The organism is Stenotrophomonas sp. PS02300 (assembly GCF_029959395.1).
GTDB classification, from domain to species: domain Bacteria; phylum Pseudomonadota; class Gammaproteobacteria; order Xanthomonadales; family Xanthomonadaceae; genus Stenotrophomonas; species Stenotrophomonas maltophilia_AD.
In genome coordinates, this window is record NZ_JASCOP010000009.1 from 18,603 (window position 1) to 33,302 (window position 14,700).

Consider the following 14,700-nt stretch of genomic DNA (forward strand, 5'->3'; position numbering starts at 1 on the left):
CTTAAACATCTGCCTAATAGCGGCACATCGCTAACTTCCAGTCAAAAGGTGCCTCAATGCCAGACCCAGCTCCAGTCATTCCGGTCTCCGGAGGCATCACACTTCGATTTCTAGAGTTGTGCCAGTTCCGCCGCCTCGGCAAGGTTCAACTGGACGTCAACAAGAAGACCACTATTCTGGTCGGAGCGAACAACAGCGGGAAGACCTCGGTACTCACCGCTCTCCGTCACTTCCTCGCGGAAAGTTCGTCCTTTGGCTCTTTTGACATCAGCCTCTCGCAATGGCCAACACTGCGAGCTCTTGGAAAAGCATGGGAAGCCCTAGCGGAAGACCCCTTAACCGTGCAAGGTGAAGAGGAGCAGTGGAAGCAGCAGCTTCAGGCTCTTCTCTCGACCATGCCAACGCTGGACCTTTGGTTCGATGCCGAGGCGGGCATGTACCACTACGTCGCACCGTTCCTTTCCAAGTTCAGCTGGAAGGGCGGTGCAGTCGGTATCCGGCTTCGCTTGGAACCGGCGTCAACCGTTGAAGAGCTAAAGCAACTCGCCTGGATATACCGCACGGCGCGCGGGCCCGTGAAGGAAATGGGCGCTGACTCGTTGGCTTGGCCCATAGACCTTTTGGACTTTTGGCTCCGTGAACCTTCGAAACTCGGCCAGGTTCGTGCATACAAACTCGATGCAGAGAACAACCCGATAACCGGCTTCAAGACCTACGCCAGCCAGGCGCTTGCTGAAAATGCCAGCCGCATTGATCGGAAGCATCTGTCCAAGGTCATCCGAGTCGACTTTGTTGCCGCTCAGCGTGGGCTGGGCAGTGAAGAGGCTGAGTCGCGATCCGCATCCGGACCGCATCGAGTTGGCATGTTCTCCAACCAACTCCTCAAATTTGCCCGTCAGCACTTGAACGTCGCCAGTACAGGGCATGGTCACCGCGCAGACCTCGTCAAAGCGGTGGCAGAGGCGCAAAGAGACCTTGACAAAAAGATTCACGAAGCCATCGCCGATTCGGTTGAGGAAGTGAAGCAGCTTGGTTATCCGGGTCTGCATGATCCCCAGGAAATTCGTTTTCGCACGCGTATCCAGACGGCTGACCTACTAGACCATGGAACTGCGGTGCAGTACAGCATGCAGAAGGAGTCGCTTGAAGAACTCCTCCCTGAACACTCCATCGGACTCGGCTACCAGAACCTCCAGTCCCTCAGTTATCAGTTGGTGTCATTCAAAGCCGCCAGGCTAAAGCCCGATAAAGGATCTCCTGCGCCTGTTCACCTTGTGATGATTGAAGAGCCTGAGGCGCACCTTCATGTCCAAGTGCAGCGTATCTTTCCCGACAAGGCACACAAGCTCATAAGCCCGACGGGAGCAGACGCCTCAGCGCTCAAGAGCCAGTTGCTGATCAGCACCCACTCGAGCCATCTCGCGCACGCTGAGGACTTTGACCGCCTCCGGTATGTACGCCGCGTTGCAAAGAGCGCGGCAAGCCCAATGCCAACCACCGAAGTAGTCAATCTCGGGCAGGTCTTTGGTGATGACAAGAAGACACGTCAGTTCGCAGAGCGATACTTCCGTGTCCAACACACCGACCTGCTATTCGCCAATGCGGCCATCTTCGTGGAAGGCGTTGCTGAGCGTATGCTCATCCCTCTTTTCATGGAGCGAGATTTCAAGGAGCTGAACGGTCGATATGTATCCTATCTTGATATAGGAGGGAGTCATGCCCACCGACTCAAGCCACTCGTCGAGAAGCTGCGGATTCCTACTGTCATCATCACCGACGTCGACCCCTGCGAGGAACAGGATGGCAAACCCAAGAAGAACGGCGAGCCAACCAAGAGGCTGGTCGCGGTCGCAAACACCGGTCAAGCCGGTCTCCACTGCGGCAATCCGACGCTTCGTGGGTGGCACCCAAGGCTTCAGATGCTCGATGATTTGAAGAATCCGACCGACGCTCAGTTGGTATGGGGTGAGGCCGCAGCGGGTCTCGTGCGATTCGCTTGGCAGCTGCCAGTTGCTGAAGCGAACGGTAGCTGGCCCAGCTCCTTTGAAGATTCCCTCGTTCTTACAAACATGCCTTGGTTCAAGGGGCTCATGGAAGGCAAAGCCGGTGATGATGGCGTTGAGGTTGAGCCACCGACTGGCGCGCTTGGATCTGTGGCAAGAGCCGCGGCCGAAGCTGGAAGCGTTGCAGAGATGATCAAGGCACTCCATACGGTAATGCATGGCTCGCTAAACAAGGGCGAGTTTGCTGCAAGCATCTTCGAGCAGCTTTCTTCTGATGAACCGGTTGTCTGCCCGAAGTACATCGCCGATGCCCTGGCCTGGTTACAGGCGCAGCTTGAGCCCAGCAAGGAACCGGTGACATGAGCGCGCTCGCCGCCCCTGGTAACAACGAGCGCGATGATGGGGTTGTCGAGGAGATCTGCGGCTATCTCACTGAGGAGCCGCCTCGCAGCTACTTCCTCTTTGCCGGCGCGGGGTCCGGAAAGACGCGCACATTGGTCGAGGTACTGCGTCGAATGACCGGCGTTGTGGAGCACGAAAAAGGGGGGCGACTCGCTAGACGACTGCAGATCTATGGCCGCTCGATACGCGTGGTCACATACACAAAGAACGCGGTCGCCGTCATCAAAGGGCGCCTTGGAGACAACGACCTGGTGGATGTCTCCACAATCCACGCGTTCTGTTGGGAACTCATTAGCGGATTCAACGACGACATCCGAGAAGCCCTAGTCGCCATCAAGCAAGCTCAGCTCGAAAGGGAAACTGCAGAGGCAGTTGCCAAGCCTAGGGGGATCACTGCAGCGAAGCAGCGGGACTTGGATGAGATAGAAGCAGACATCGAGGCATTTCGGCTGACAGATGTGTTCATCTACAACCCGGACCGCGAGACGCATGGTGCCGGCGCGCTCGCCCACAAACACGTGCTGGACGCGACGGCGTGGCTGCTGCAGCACAAATCTACGCTGCAGACCATTTTGAAGGACCGCCACCCCATCATTCTTATCGATGAGTCTCAAGACACCATGAAGGGTATCTTGGACGCCTTGATGAGCTTCGCGGAGCCAAGGAGTTTCGGCCTCACCCTAGGACTGCTTGGCGACCATCGGCAGCGCATATACACGGATGGTCACTCGGACCTTCCGAGCCTAGTTCCAGCGAGCTGGGCGACGCCCGAGCTGCAAATGAATCATCGCAGTCAACGTCGAATCGTCACGCTCATCAACAGAATATGGGAGGCAGAGATTGATGGCAGAACGCAGCCTACCAACGGCGTCGAGCAGCATCCGCGAACTGAGAAGGCCGGCGGAGTGGTCCGACTCTTTGTCGGCGACACATCGCTCTCACCGGAGGAAAAGGTTGCAAGCGAACGGTGGTGCGCAGATCAGATGCGGCAAGCCAGCGGTTCCGATGCCTGGAGCCAAGGTCACTATCAGCTGCTCGCTCTAGAGCACAAGCTCGTTGCAACTCGCGGCGCGTTCCTCGACGCGTACAGTGCAATGGTTCTGATCGACCCAAATTCGGCCGCGCCTACGGGCAGCGGCGAGAACAAGGGGCCCACTGCTGTGCAGGTGCTTTTGAATGAGCTCGCGCAGTTGGAGGCCTGTGTTGGCCCCGATGGTGCCATAGACGAGCTCAAGGCCACCGAAGTCCTTCGCTGCTTCGGTCGTCTCGAGAACATGCCAGAACAAGCGGCCGAGCGCGCTAGGCGTTCCGACGAGATGCTTCGAGGCATTTCCGCCTTTGCTACTGCCTGTCAGAGTCCTGGCGCCACTGTTGAACAAGTTCTCACCCCGATACTGGGCGCGAACCTGTTCGAGGTCGATCATCGACTTCTAGATGCCTTTTCCGACAAGTCTCCTGCTCCACCTGCTCCGGCCAGGGGGGAGGAGGAGTCCAAGAAGGACCGCATACGTCGGGGGTGGTGTGCGCTGTTCGGCACTCCTTGGAGTCAGTTGCAGAAGTATCGCACCTACCTCGCCGGAAATTCGGTGCTTGCCACCCACCAGGTGGTCAAAGGCTCAGAGTTTCCTCACGTTATGGTTGTGATGGACGATAAGCTGGCTGGCGGCAATCAAATTTCATACGACAAGATTTTTGGAGGCGTCCAGCTCAGTAAATCGGACTGGGATAATGTTGGGAAAGGAAAGGAAACGACCATCGATCGCACCTTGCGCCTCCTATATGTCACCTGCAGTCGGGCTAAGGAGTCGTTGGCCCTCGTGCTATGGTCCTCTGCCCCTTCAGTCGCGCTGAACAGAGTAACGGCAAGCGATTGGTTCTCGGAAGGTGAATTTTTAGCGATTCCGTGGCCCATCACAAAGTCGCATTAGTGAAATAAGAACTGCAAACTACTTTTAAGATTAAGTTATAGGGAAGCGCGTTCGGTGATCAAGGGCTCAAAAGTTCCATCAATCTCAGAACTCTACCTCGCATTTCGTCAGGCGAAGTCTGCGCTCTTCTTTGAGAAGCGCGGGGTTGGCCTTGTCGAGCTCGCGGCCTACGAACAGAGTCTGCCTGACAACCTAAAATCGCTTCAGGCAAAGCTATCCAATGGTAAGTGGTTCGATGAACTTGAGGTTGGCGAAGTGTGGATAGTGCCGAAGCGCTTTCATGCCAGTCCAGACGGATCTGATGGGCTCATACGCATCGGGGCAAGTCGTGAGGATGGCGCGGCTAAACCGATTGAGGTTCAGCTGCGAATAACGCCACATCCGGACTTTGCAATCGCCGAAGTTCTCTATTTGTGGCGGTTTGGTGGCCTTCTGGATTCTCTCCTCTCAAGTGATGTATTGGGCTACAGGCTAGATCTTCGTCAGGGGGTGGTTGTTCCCCATCGCCGCTGGCTGTTTGAATACTGGCCGAAACGTTATCAGCAATTCCGTTCAGCTCCGCTCAGTGCGGCAAAATTCAATCTTGAGCTTGGTGATCAGACGCTAATAGTTAGCGGTGATCTTGCGAATTTCTATGAGACCATCGATCCCTCTTTCATGTTGGATAGCTCGCTAATTGCGGAGCTGGTGAGTGCTGGGGCAGACGAATCTCTCATAGATGACTATCGACATGCTACGGCGTCGCTACTTGGTGCGTACGCTAAGTTCTATAAGGTGGCGTCAGCGCGTGCAGCGACGCCCATACGCATAGGGGTTCCGATAGGGGCGTTGACGAGCAGGCTGATAGCTAACCTCGCTCTTGCACCACTCGATAGTTATGTCGCATCTCGCCCTGGTGTAATTTGCTACAAGAGATATGTGGATGATTTGGTAATCGTTGCCGATGCGGATGGTGAGCGAGATTTGGCCGATACGATTCGGCGGTTTCTTCCGCTCAATTCGAACGTCGAGCCGAGCGGTACCGGTTTTTTTAGACTGGATTCGGAAGCGCTTAATCGTCGGGGTTCGGAGTTCGAGCTTCAGGAAAGAAAGGTTCGTGCGCACCACTTGGCGGGTGTTCCTGGTGCGGACTTCGTAGACGCTGTCGCGTCAGATTTTGCTAAGGCATTGAGCGAGCGGCGCGCCTTTGTAGATTCATCTACGTTGGTGGGGGACGGTGTTAGCCACCTCATTCGTGCGGGCAACGTGGAAGGCTCCCCCTTGCGAGTTCTCCGGGAGGCTGACCGCGCTCGGCTCGAACGTTTTGCGTTATCCACGAGTCTCCGTTCGCTTGAGCGTGTATCAAGTCTTATCGATCACAAAGAAGCTCGGGATCTCGTAAGAACAAGCCTAGAGCGAGTAGGGCGGGTGCTTGATGCTGAGGATAACTGGGTAAACGACCTAGACGTGACCTTGCGACTTCTGAAGCTCGCAATCTGTACCGGTGACTGGAAGTCTGCTACGGAACTTCGTAAGCGCACCGATCGCGTATGGGGAAGTGTGGATGCTCTGAAAGCGACGACGAGCAAGCTCTACTACCGAGGTAACGAAATCGATTCCAGTCGCCATGCCCCGTGGACGTGGCTTCGCAACTACCTTCATGAGCGTCGACTGGAGGCGATCTGCTCCTGTCTACCAATTGGCATGGATGCCAAAGCTATTGCTACTCGCTTCCCTGGCGGCCTAAGGGTTAGGACAGTGGAAGTGAAGGCGACAGTACTTCGTCGGCGTGCTGAGCAGCTTGCTTCAGCTGACCTCCGTTCGCGGGACCGAGAAGACGATGCGCTTCCAAGTCGACGTTCTACTAATGTCGACCGCCAATGGCTTCGCTCGGGGCTGTCAAGGAACAAGGAGTTGGCAACTCGACTGCAGGCCATAGATGAATACATTGCCCAGTGCGAAGGCCTTGGTGATCCATCCTGGATAATGCCCGCCGCTCGCTTGTTCCTTTGTACACGTCCACCATCGTATTTCGACATTGCACGGCGCTGGCTTTTTCGTGTCGAAGATCAAGGGTTTGATGCCTCTACTTTCGATGATCTTATTCGAATAGTTAACGCAGTTCGCGGTACGGAGTATAAAGATGCTGTCGGTACGGTCCTTGACCGCAGTACGATCTCGATTGAGCGACCCTTAGCTGTAAGTCCACTGGCGGCTGGCGCCGTGCCAATGGAGCCCCGGGTAATATTGGGGAATCTCGTTGTTGATGACGCCGCATGGATCGGGGCAGCTACCCGCACCCCTGGCAGCTCGTACGGCGCCCCTAGGCTAACAAAGAGCAGACTTCAGGGGCTGACCGATGTCTTGGAGAAGGCAGCGGCAGCATCTAGAAGCAAGGCTGTTGAGTTGCTCGTTCTGCCTGAACTCTCCTTGCCTCGGAAATGGTTCCGTACTGTCGCGAATCATGTCGTAAAGGCCGGTCATTATGGATTGGTCGTCGGTCTCGAATACATCCATCATGGGACGCAGACGCAGCCCTATGTCGCAAATCAAGTTTTCGCGGTCCTTCCGGGGCCCTTCTTCTCTGTCGCGGCGTGGCCATGGACAAAGCGGCTTCCAGCAAGAGAAGAGGCGGCCATGCTCTTGAAGCAGAAAACGCCGGTTTCATTTGCTCCTCCGCATGTGAGTTCGCTGCCAAGGACCGTAATACACTCCGCTTGGGGTGCGTTCTCTGTGCTTATTTGCAGTGAACTTATCGAGGCGCGCCGAGTTGCTGATCTGCTCGGTCGTGCACAGATGGTGCTCTGCCCAGCTTGGAACCCCGATACGTCCTCATATGATCATCTTATTCAATCTGTTGGCTTCCAGCTTCACAATGTCATTGCGATTGCGAATAATGGACATTACTCAGATTGTCGCGCTTGGGCCCCAAGAACAGTTCGCTGGGAGCGGGACCTTTGTCGGCTTATCGAGCGGGATGTAAACGATGTCGTCTGTTTTGATGTGCCGCTGGCGAGCCTGCTCGCGTTCCAGGCTGGCGATAAGCAAGCCGTGGATCGGTTCGCGCGCCTGCGTTCCGCGCTGGCTAAGCGAGACTTCGTCGGAGCGCGTCGGGCTCTTGAAAAGCTTTCAGAGGAAGCTGCGGGAGCGTGGCGTCCATTGCCGCCGGACTGGAGCTAATTCATGTTCTAGCAGAAAGTGAATTGACCCTGGCTTTGTGGGTAGTCGTCCGCTGTTCAATGTGCGCTTCCTTTCCGCCCTTAAGTCCATAACCACGTCCGTCAATGCCTTGGTTCCTGTCTGCGAGATGACAATTTGACCGTGGTCGACTCACTCTGCGCTGCCTACTGTTCTGCTGAGCGTGCCGCGAGGGGCAGCATGGGGGAAGGGCTCGTCGGGACCGTGCCATCGGTTTGATGGGCGATGGCACAGCTTGGCTTCAGTCCAGCGGAAGAGGTTTGGCTGCTTGCAGTATCTCAAGCCGGAAGCCGGAAGCCGGAAGCCGGGAGCCGGGAGCCGGGAGCCGGGACCGCGTCGATGCTCTGTGCTGGCAAGTGCAGATGTTTACGTTCGACCGGGCTCAGTCGAAGAGTGTAGCTGCATTGCTTGGCCGGAGAGTAGTTGTTGACACTTTTGGTAATCACAACCGTTCTGATCGAGCGGACCTGACGCGTCTACTCACGAAGCCCCGGGAGGCCCTGCGCCATCCGGGGCTTCGTGCATTCCGGGCCGCCGAATTGATCAGTACCTGACAGGGGAAAGGGACGTGGTCGTGCAGCCGACGAATGCCTGTTTGTTGAACCTGTTCTCCTCCGAACAGCGCTCTACCGAGTAGCGCGAGTCCTGCTTGAGAATCCTTATCTTCGTAATGTAGTCACTGGAGAAACACTGTCTGTTGAACTCGATCAGCTCGGTGCCCTTGCGCCCACCGGCAGGTGTGATGTCGGTGATGGCGACCCGTCCATCAGCTCCGCATTCTCCTGTTGCCTGCGGTGGCAACACCACGACTGAAACGCTTGGCCCTCCCTTGCATCGGAACGTCTGTCTGCCTGTTCGCGCGCGCTGATAGCCGTCTTTGTCAGGTCTGGATGCGGACGTGGAGAAATCGGCGGTCGCTGCGATGATGGTCATGTCCCCTTCGCTCCCGCACCTGTAGGCGGCACTTACCGCTGACTTTGTCTGCCAGGCCTCCGAAGCGTGGGCAAAGGCGCCCGTTATCAGAAGAGCCAGCGCCAGCAGATAGGTTCGTAGGGTCATGCGTCTACTTTCCCACAGTCCTTCGGGCTCGAGGATGGCGCGAGAATGGCCCCCCACTTGCGATGTGTTGCCGAATGAGCAACAGTTGTCGCCTGATGAGCAACACCTTGCCGCCGATGGACATCCTGTTCCCAGCCACCCGCCAACGGGTGCTGGCAGCGCTGCTCTTGCAGCCCGATGCCACTTTCCACCTGCGCGAGCTGGCCAGGATCACCGGCACCCACGCCGGCACCCTTGCCCGCGAACTGGACAAGCTCACGGGGTCTGGACTGCTGCTGCGGAGCGAACAAGGTAATCAGGTCCACTACCGGGCAAATCGCGCATGCGTGCTGTTCGATGACTTGGCTGCGATGTTCCGCAAGACCCACGGCGTGGTGCCTGTCCTGCGCGATGCATTGGCGCCGTTGGCCGATCACGTCTCCTTGGCGTGGGTGTTCGGTTCTGATCTGCTGGTTCTGGGTGACCTGGGGTTCGCTGACCTGGTGCGTGCCATCCACCCCGCGCAGGAAGTGTTGCGTCGGGAGATCAATCCTGTGCTGTACTCAATGGAAGAGTTCATGCGGCGCGTGCAGACCGGTGATGCGTTTGCCACCGAACTGTTGGCAACGCCCAAGCTGCTGGTAACAGGAGACAAGGATGACCTTGGAAAACTTGCTGGCGATCCGCCAGCTTCAAGCGCACAACGCTGAGCCCATCTCGCTGCGCAAGCCATAGAGATCAATTGCGGCGATTACCGGATCCGGACATGCTCATGCAGTAGCCTGCGGCTGCAGGATCCCCTTGGCGGCAGACGCGGACCAGTCCGTTACCGGTACGACAACGGCAGAGTGCCGGTAGTTACGGGCACTGCGTTTCATTGTGCCCTGCAGCATCCATTTTCGTGCACTGCGTCTTGCAAAAAAACGATTTCCTCCCCTATGGTGCAATCGATTGCATCTCCGTAAATCGTTGCGTTTGATACCGGTTGGGAGGCCGGCAAGCGGATGTCCATCCACCCGATTGGATCGATCCAAGGCGCGCGCCTTACGCGGCGTGACGCGCTGCGCATGGCAGTCGCCGGAAGCATTGGCCTGGGCGCCGCAGGCGTGCTGCCGGCGATGGCCGCCACCGCGCCGCTCAAGGGCAACCTGAAGCATTCGGTCGCCCGCTGGACCTTCCCCCAGTTATCGGTGGCCCAGCTCTGCCAGACGGTAAAGGGCATCGGCTTCGCCGCCATCGACCTGGTAGGGCCGGAGGACTGGTCCACGCTGAAGGCCCAAGGCGTGTACAGCTCGATGTGCAACGGCGCGGAGCTGGGCCTGACCAAGGGCTTTGCCGGCCGCGAGTTCCACGACCAGCTGGTGGAGCGCTACACCCGGCACATCGACCTGGTCGCCGATGCCGGCTACCGCAATCTCATCTGTTTCTCCGGCAACCGCAACGGCATGGACCCGCAGCAGGGCATGACCAATGCCGAAGCCGGGCTCAAGCGCATCCTGGGGCATGACGAGAAGCGCGGCGTGGTGCTGGTGATGGAGCTGCTCAACTCCCGGGTCGATCATCCGGACTACCTGTGCGACCACTCGGCGTGGGGCGTGGAGCTGTGCCAACGGCTCGGCTCGGATCACTTCGGCCTGCTCTACGACATCTACCACATGCAGATCATGGAGGGCGACATCATCGCCACCATCGGCCGGAATCACGCGCATTTCAAGCATTACCACACCGCGGGCGTGCCGGGCCGGCACGAGATCGGAGACCAGCAGGAACTCCAGTATCCCGCCATCTGTCGCGCGATCCGCGACACCGGTTTCGATGGGTATCTGGCGCAGGAATTCATGCCTGCGGCACCCGATCCCATCGGTTCGCTGCGCGAGGCGATCCGCCTCTGCGACGTCTGAAATTGATATCCACCCAGGTGAAGTAGAACCCATGGCAGACAATCATTACGACGCAATCGTCGTCGGCTCCGGCATCAGTGGCGGCTGGGCGGCGAAGGAACTGACCGAGAAAGGCCTCAAGGTCCTCATGCTCGAACGCGGACGCAACATCGAACACGTGAAGGACTACGTCAATGCGATGAAGGAACCGTGGGACTTCCCACACCGCAACCGGCCCACCCAGGCGATGAAGGCCGCCTTTCCGGTACTGATGCGCGACTACGCGCTGGCCGAGAATCTCGAGGGAATGTGGGCCGACGAACAGGAATCGCCCTACATCGAGACCAAGCGCTTCGACTGGTTCCGTGGGTATCACGTCGGCGGCCGCTCGTTGATGTGGGGGCGGCAGAGCTATCGCCTGTCGGACCTGGATTTCCAGGCCAACCTCAAGGATGGCATCGCCACCGATTGGCCGATCCGTTACGCCGACATCGCGCCCTGGTACGACCACGTGGAAAAGTTCGCCGGCATCGCGGGTACGCGCGAGGGGCTGGACGTGCTGCCCGATGGCGAGTTCCTGCCGCCGATCCCGCTGAACATCGTTGAAAAGGACGTGGCCGCGCGGATCAAGCAGGCCTTCGGTGGCACCCGGCACATGATCCATTCGCGCACCGCCAACATCACCCAGCCGAAGCCCGAGCAGGGCCGCGTCAACTGCCAGTACCGCAACAAGTGCATCCTGGGCTGTCCGTTCGGCGCCTACTTCTCGACCCAGTCGGCGACGCTGCCTGCGGCCATGAAGACCGGCAACCTCACCCTGCGGCCGTTCTCGATCGTCAAGGAAGTGCTCTACGACAAGGACCGCAAGCGCGCACGCGGCGTGGAGGTGATCGATGCCGAGACCGGGCAGACCTACACGTACACGGCCAAGGTGATCTTCCTCAACGCATCCTCCTTCAACTCCACCTGGCTGCTGATGAACTCGGCCACCGACGTGTGGGAAGGCGGGCTGGGGTCGTCGTCCGGCGAGCTGGGGCACAACGTGATGGACCATCACTTCGGCGCCGGTGCCTCCGGCCGGGTAGAGGGCTACGACGACAAGTACTACTTCGGCCGGCGTCCCTGTGGCTTCTACATTCCGCGTTTCCGCAACGTGGCCGCCGATAAACGCGGCTATCTGCGTGGATTCGGCTACCAGGGCGGCGCCAGCCGCAACGGCTGGTCGCGCGAGATCGCGGAGCTGAACATCGGCGCCGACCTGAAGGAGGCGTTGACCGTGCCGGGCGACTGGCGCATCGGCATGACCGGCTTCGGCGAAATGCTGCCGCACCACGACAACACGATCCGCCTGGACCCGGACCGCAAGGACAAATGGGGGCTGCCGGTGTTGGCGATGGACGTCTCCATGCGCGCGAACGAGAAGGCCATGCGCAAGGACATGGCCGCCGATGCCGCCGAAATGCTGGAGGCCGCCGGGGTCAAGGACGTGGAGATGCACGACAACGACTACGCGCCCGGCAAGGGCATCCACGAAATGGGCACCGCACGCATGGGCCGTGACCGGAAGAATTCGGTGCTGAACCAGCACAACCAGGTCTGGGATGCGCCCAACGTGTACGTGACCGACGGTGCCTGCATGACCTCCAGTGCCTGCGTGAATCCCTCGCTGACCTACATGGCGCTGACCGCACGCGCGGCCGACCATGCGGTGCGCGAGCTGAAAGCGGGGAACCTGTAATGGAACGTCGCGACCTGTTGAAGATGATCGTCGCCGCCACGGGTGCGGCCCTGGTCGGCCTGCCTGCACTCGCCAGTGGCCCGGTGCCGGCGGCGGAGGCGAAGACCGCCTTCTCCGCCGCCGATATCGGCACGCTGGACGAGATCGCAGAAACCATCCTGCCGCGCACGAAAACGCCGGGTGCAAAGGACGCCGGTGCTGGTGCGTTCATGGCGCGGTTCGTCACCGACTGCTACACCGCCCAGCAGCAGGCGGCCTTCCACGCCGGCCTGGCCGACATCGACAAACGTGCCGGCGGCCGCTTCGTGGCGCTCGCGCCGCAGGCGCGCACCGAGCTGCTGCGTACGCTGGATGCGCAGGGCCGGAAACGCGCCACCGAGGTGAGCGAGACCGGTACCGCCGAAGGCGGCGAAGCGACGCCGCACTACTTCACGATGATCAAGCAGCTGGCCATCTTCGGTTTCTTCACCTCGAAGGTGGGGGCAACCGAAACGCTGCAGTACGTTGCCGTGCCGGGTCGCTACGACGGCGACCTGGCCTATGTCCCCGGTACCCCTGCGTGGGGCACCAGCTGATGAGGAACCCGATGAGCAAACCCTTGCTGATGGCCGCCTGCGTGCTGGCTGCGATGCCCGCGTTCGCGCAGGCCGATGACCCCGCGCGCGATCCGACCAAGACCGAGGTGTGGAAGCCGGTGCCCGCGACCGTGGCCACGCCGTTGAACGCCGCGCCGTCCGATGCGCTCGTGCTGTTCAATGGCAAGGATGTCTCCGCGTGGGAGTCGGAGCAGGGCGGACCCGTGCCCTGGAGCGTTGCCAACGGCGCGCTGACCGTGGTGCCGGGCAGCAAGGGCATCCGCACCAAGCAGGATTTCTGCGACATCCAGCTGCATGTCGAGTGGCGCGCACCCACTGCAACCAAAGGCTTCGACGGCCAGCATCGCGGCAACAGCGGCATCTTCCTGCAGGAGCTGTATGAGCTGCAGGTGCTCGACAGTTACAACAACCCCACCTATGCCAACGGCCAGGCCGGCTCGCTCTACAAGCAGGCCATGCCGCTGGTGAACGCCTCGCGCAAGCCGGGCGAATGGCAGGCCTACGACATCATCTGGAAGGCGCCGCGCTTCTCAGCGGGCGGTGGGCTCACGTCACCGGCCCGCATCACCGTGCTGCACAACGGCGTGCTGGTACAGGACGACACGGTGCTGTCGGGCAAGACCGAGTACATCGGCGCGCCCTCGTATGCACCGCATGGGTGCGCGCCGCTGTACCTGCAGGAGCACGATTCCAAGGTCAGCTACCGCAACATCTGGGTGCGGAAGCTGTAGTGGGATCCTATTTCGCCAGGTAGCTGGCGAGGTTGCCGATGTCCTGTTCGGAGAGTTGGGAGAAGGGCGGCATCAAGCCGCCGCCCTTCTTGATCTTTTCCTTGATCTGAGCCGAGTCCAGCCGCTTGGCGACATCGGTGAGCGCGGGGAACGTCGGCGGAACGCCGGCCCGGTTCGCGCCATGGCAGGCGACGCAGTGGGTTGCGTACAGCTGCGCGCCGGCGGCGGGGTCGTCCTTGGACCACGCCGCACTCGCAAACGTGGTCCCACACAGAACCACGGCCATTGTCAGGATCGTTTTCAAGCAGGGCTCCTTGGCTGGCTAGCGCTGTGCGCTGGCGGGCAGGCGGGCGGTGAGGTGGTGGCGCAGGTAGTCCGCGCCGGTCTTGATGACGGTGGCCGGATCGCGCGGCTGGTCGTGTTCGACGATGTACCACTGCACCCCGGCAGCGGCCGCAGCAGGCAGGATCGCGTTCCAGTCCAGCACGCCCTGGCCGACGGCGGCGAAGCCGCCCTCGTCTTCGGCCTGGCCCTTGGGGGCATTGTCCTTGGCGTGCACCGCGAACACGTGGCCGCGGAACTTGCCCAGCATCACCACCGGGTCATGGCCGGCACGCGCCACCCAGGCCAGGTCCAGCTCGGTCTGCAGGTCGGGGCCGGCCGCGGCGAACAGCAGTTCCAGGCCGGTCTTGCCGTTGAAGTCGACCAGCTCGAAGTCATGGTTGTGGTAGGCCAGGTGCATGCCCTGGGCCTTCGCCTGCGCCGCGATCCGGCCCAGTTCCTCGCCCAGTGCGGTCCAGCCGGCGGCATCGGTCGGCCGATCCTTCTTGTCCAGGTACGGCACCACCAGCGTGGTGTTGCCGATCGCGCGGTTGAACGCCACCACGCCCACCAGGTCATTGCGCAGATCCGCCAGCTGCACGTGCGACGAAATGGCCCTGATCGAATAGCGGTCCAGCAGCTGCTTGAGTTCGGCGGCGCTGACGTTCTGGGTGCCGACCGTTTCCACCGCGCCCACGCCCGCGTCATGCACGATCTTCAACTGCTGGTCGAGCGTGCCGGCGTTGCGCAGCGTGTACATCTGCACCGCGATGGGCGGCTGCGGGCCGGCCGCGTCGCCGGCGAAGGCGGGCAGGGCGGCGAGCAGCAGCAATGCGAGGGTGGTGGTCCTGCGTGCAGCAGTCTTCATCAAGAAATCCTCCCGAAG

At 60.0% G+C, this 14,700-nt stretch carries 11 protein-coding genes; 8 read left to right on the forward strand and 3 right to left on the reverse strand.

What is annotated here, in order from left to right:
• Window positions 1–56: 56 nt before the first annotated feature.
• Genes QMX79_RS03600 through QMX79_RS03610 form a run of 3 tightly spaced genes read left to right on the forward strand, consistent with a single transcriptional unit; the run spans window position 57 to window position 7,492 of the window.
• Window positions 57–2,366, forward strand: coding sequence for an AAA family ATPase (locus tag QMX79_RS03600; protein ID WP_282244466.1), 2,310 nt, complete (start codon window positions 57–59; stop codon window positions 2,364–2,366).
• Window positions 2,363–4,333, forward strand: a complete 1,971-nt coding sequence (locus QMX79_RS03605) for a UvrD-helicase domain-containing protein (protein WP_282244467.1) — start codon at window positions 2,363–2,365, stop codon at window positions 4,331–4,333. Before QMX79_RS03600 ends, QMX79_RS03605 begins: the two co-directional genes overlap by 4 nt.
• 54 nt (window positions 4,334–4,387) lie before the next feature.
• The gene (locus QMX79_RS03610; RefSeq protein ID WP_282244468.1) at window positions 4,388–7,492 is read left to right on the forward strand and encodes an RNA-directed DNA polymerase; all 3,105 of its coding nucleotides are present in this window, start codon (window positions 4,388–4,390) and stop codon (window positions 7,490–7,492) included.
• A 561-nt stretch (window positions 7,493–8,053) separates the two neighbouring features.
• On the opposite strand, the gene QMX79_RS03615 is transcribed toward QMX79_RS03610, so the two are convergent.
• Window positions 8,054–8,569, reverse strand: a complete 516-nt coding sequence (locus QMX79_RS03615; protein ID WP_282244469.1) for a hypothetical protein — start codon at window positions 8,567–8,569, stop codon at window positions 8,054–8,056.
• A 95-nt stretch (window positions 8,570–8,664) separates the two neighbouring features.
• Between QMX79_RS03615 and QMX79_RS03620 the strand changes: the two genes are divergently transcribed.
• The 5 genes from QMX79_RS03620 (at window position 8,665) to QMX79_RS03640 (ending at window position 13,493) form a co-directional block, all read left to right on the forward strand.
• Window positions 8,665–9,258 carry a nucleotidyltransferase domain-containing protein gene (locus tag QMX79_RS03620; RefSeq protein ID WP_282244470.1) on the forward strand — a complete coding sequence of 198 codons (594 nt, stop codon included), beginning with the start codon at window positions 8,665–8,667 and terminating at the stop codon, window positions 9,256–9,258.
• A 357-nt stretch (window positions 9,259–9,615) separates the two neighbouring features.
• Complete coding sequence (locus QMX79_RS03625; protein ID WP_282244471.1) at window positions 9,616–10,449, forward strand: TIM barrel protein; 834 nt, start codon at window positions 9,616–9,618, stop codon at window positions 10,447–10,449.
• Between the two features lie 31 nt (window positions 10,450–10,480).
• Entirely contained in the window at window positions 10,481–12,166 is a 1,686-nt protein-coding gene (locus QMX79_RS03630; protein ID WP_282244472.1) for a GMC family oxidoreductase, read from the forward strand.
• A complete protein-coding gene (locus tag QMX79_RS03635) occupies window positions 12,166–12,741 on the forward strand; it encodes a gluconate 2-dehydrogenase subunit 3 family protein (RefSeq protein WP_282244473.1) in 576 nt (191 codons plus the stop codon). Before QMX79_RS03630 ends, QMX79_RS03635 begins: the two co-directional genes overlap by 1 nt.
• An 11-nt stretch (window positions 12,742–12,752) precedes the next feature.
• The gene (locus tag QMX79_RS03640; RefSeq protein ID WP_282244474.1) at window positions 12,753–13,493 is read left to right on the forward strand and encodes a DUF1080 domain-containing protein; all 741 of its coding nucleotides are present in this window, start codon (window positions 12,753–12,755) and stop codon (window positions 13,491–13,493) included.
• 7 nt (window positions 13,494–13,500) lie between these two features.
• Here QMX79_RS03640 and QMX79_RS03645 read toward each other — a convergent pair whose 3' ends face one another.
• Together QMX79_RS03645 and QMX79_RS03650 are read right to left on the reverse strand one after the other, a co-directional pair.
• A complete protein-coding gene (locus QMX79_RS03645) occupies window positions 13,501–13,797 on the reverse strand; it encodes a cytochrome c (RefSeq protein WP_282244475.1) in 297 nt (98 codons plus the stop codon).
• An 18-nt stretch (window positions 13,798–13,815) separates the two neighbouring features.
• Complete coding sequence (locus tag QMX79_RS03650) at window positions 13,816–14,682, reverse strand: sugar phosphate isomerase/epimerase (protein ID WP_282244476.1); 867 nt, start codon at window positions 14,680–14,682, stop codon at window positions 13,816–13,818.
• Between the last annotated feature and the right edge of the window lie 18 nt (window positions 14,683–14,700).

What these genes read in the sequence shown, in the direction of transcription:
- QMX79_RS03640 (WP_282244474.1), top strand. Translation starts at nt 12,753, where the DNA reads ATGAGCAAACCCTTGCTGATGGCCGCCTGCGTGCTGGCTGCGATGCCC.
- QMX79_RS03605 (WP_282244467.1), top strand. Translation starts at nt 2,363, where the DNA reads ATGAGCGCGCTCGCCGCCCCTGGTAACAACGAGCGCGATGATGGGGTT.
- QMX79_RS03620 (WP_282244470.1), top strand. Translation starts at nt 8,665, where the DNA reads ATGAGCAACACCTTGCCGCCGATGGACATCCTGTTCCCAGCCACCCGC.
- QMX79_RS03650 (WP_282244476.1), bottom strand. Translation starts at nt 14,682, where the DNA reads ATGAAGACTGCTGCACGCAGGACCACCACCCTCGCATTGCTGCTGCTC.
- QMX79_RS03625 (WP_282244471.1), top strand. Translation starts at nt 9,616, where the DNA reads ATGGCAGTCGCCGGAAGCATTGGCCTGGGCGCCGCAGGCGTGCTGCCG.
- QMX79_RS03600 (WP_282244466.1), top strand. Translation starts at nt 57, where the DNA reads ATGCCAGACCCAGCTCCAGTCATTCCGGTCTCCGGAGGCATCACACTT.
- QMX79_RS03615 (WP_282244469.1), bottom strand. Translation starts at nt 8,569, where the DNA reads ATGACCCTACGAACCTATCTGCTGGCGCTGGCTCTTCTGATAACGGGC.
- QMX79_RS03635 (WP_282244473.1), top strand. Translation starts at nt 12,166, where the DNA reads ATGGAACGTCGCGACCTGTTGAAGATGATCGTCGCCGCCACGGGTGCG.
- QMX79_RS03630 (WP_282244472.1), top strand. Translation starts at nt 10,481, where the DNA reads ATGGCAGACAATCATTACGACGCAATCGTCGTCGGCTCCGGCATCAGT.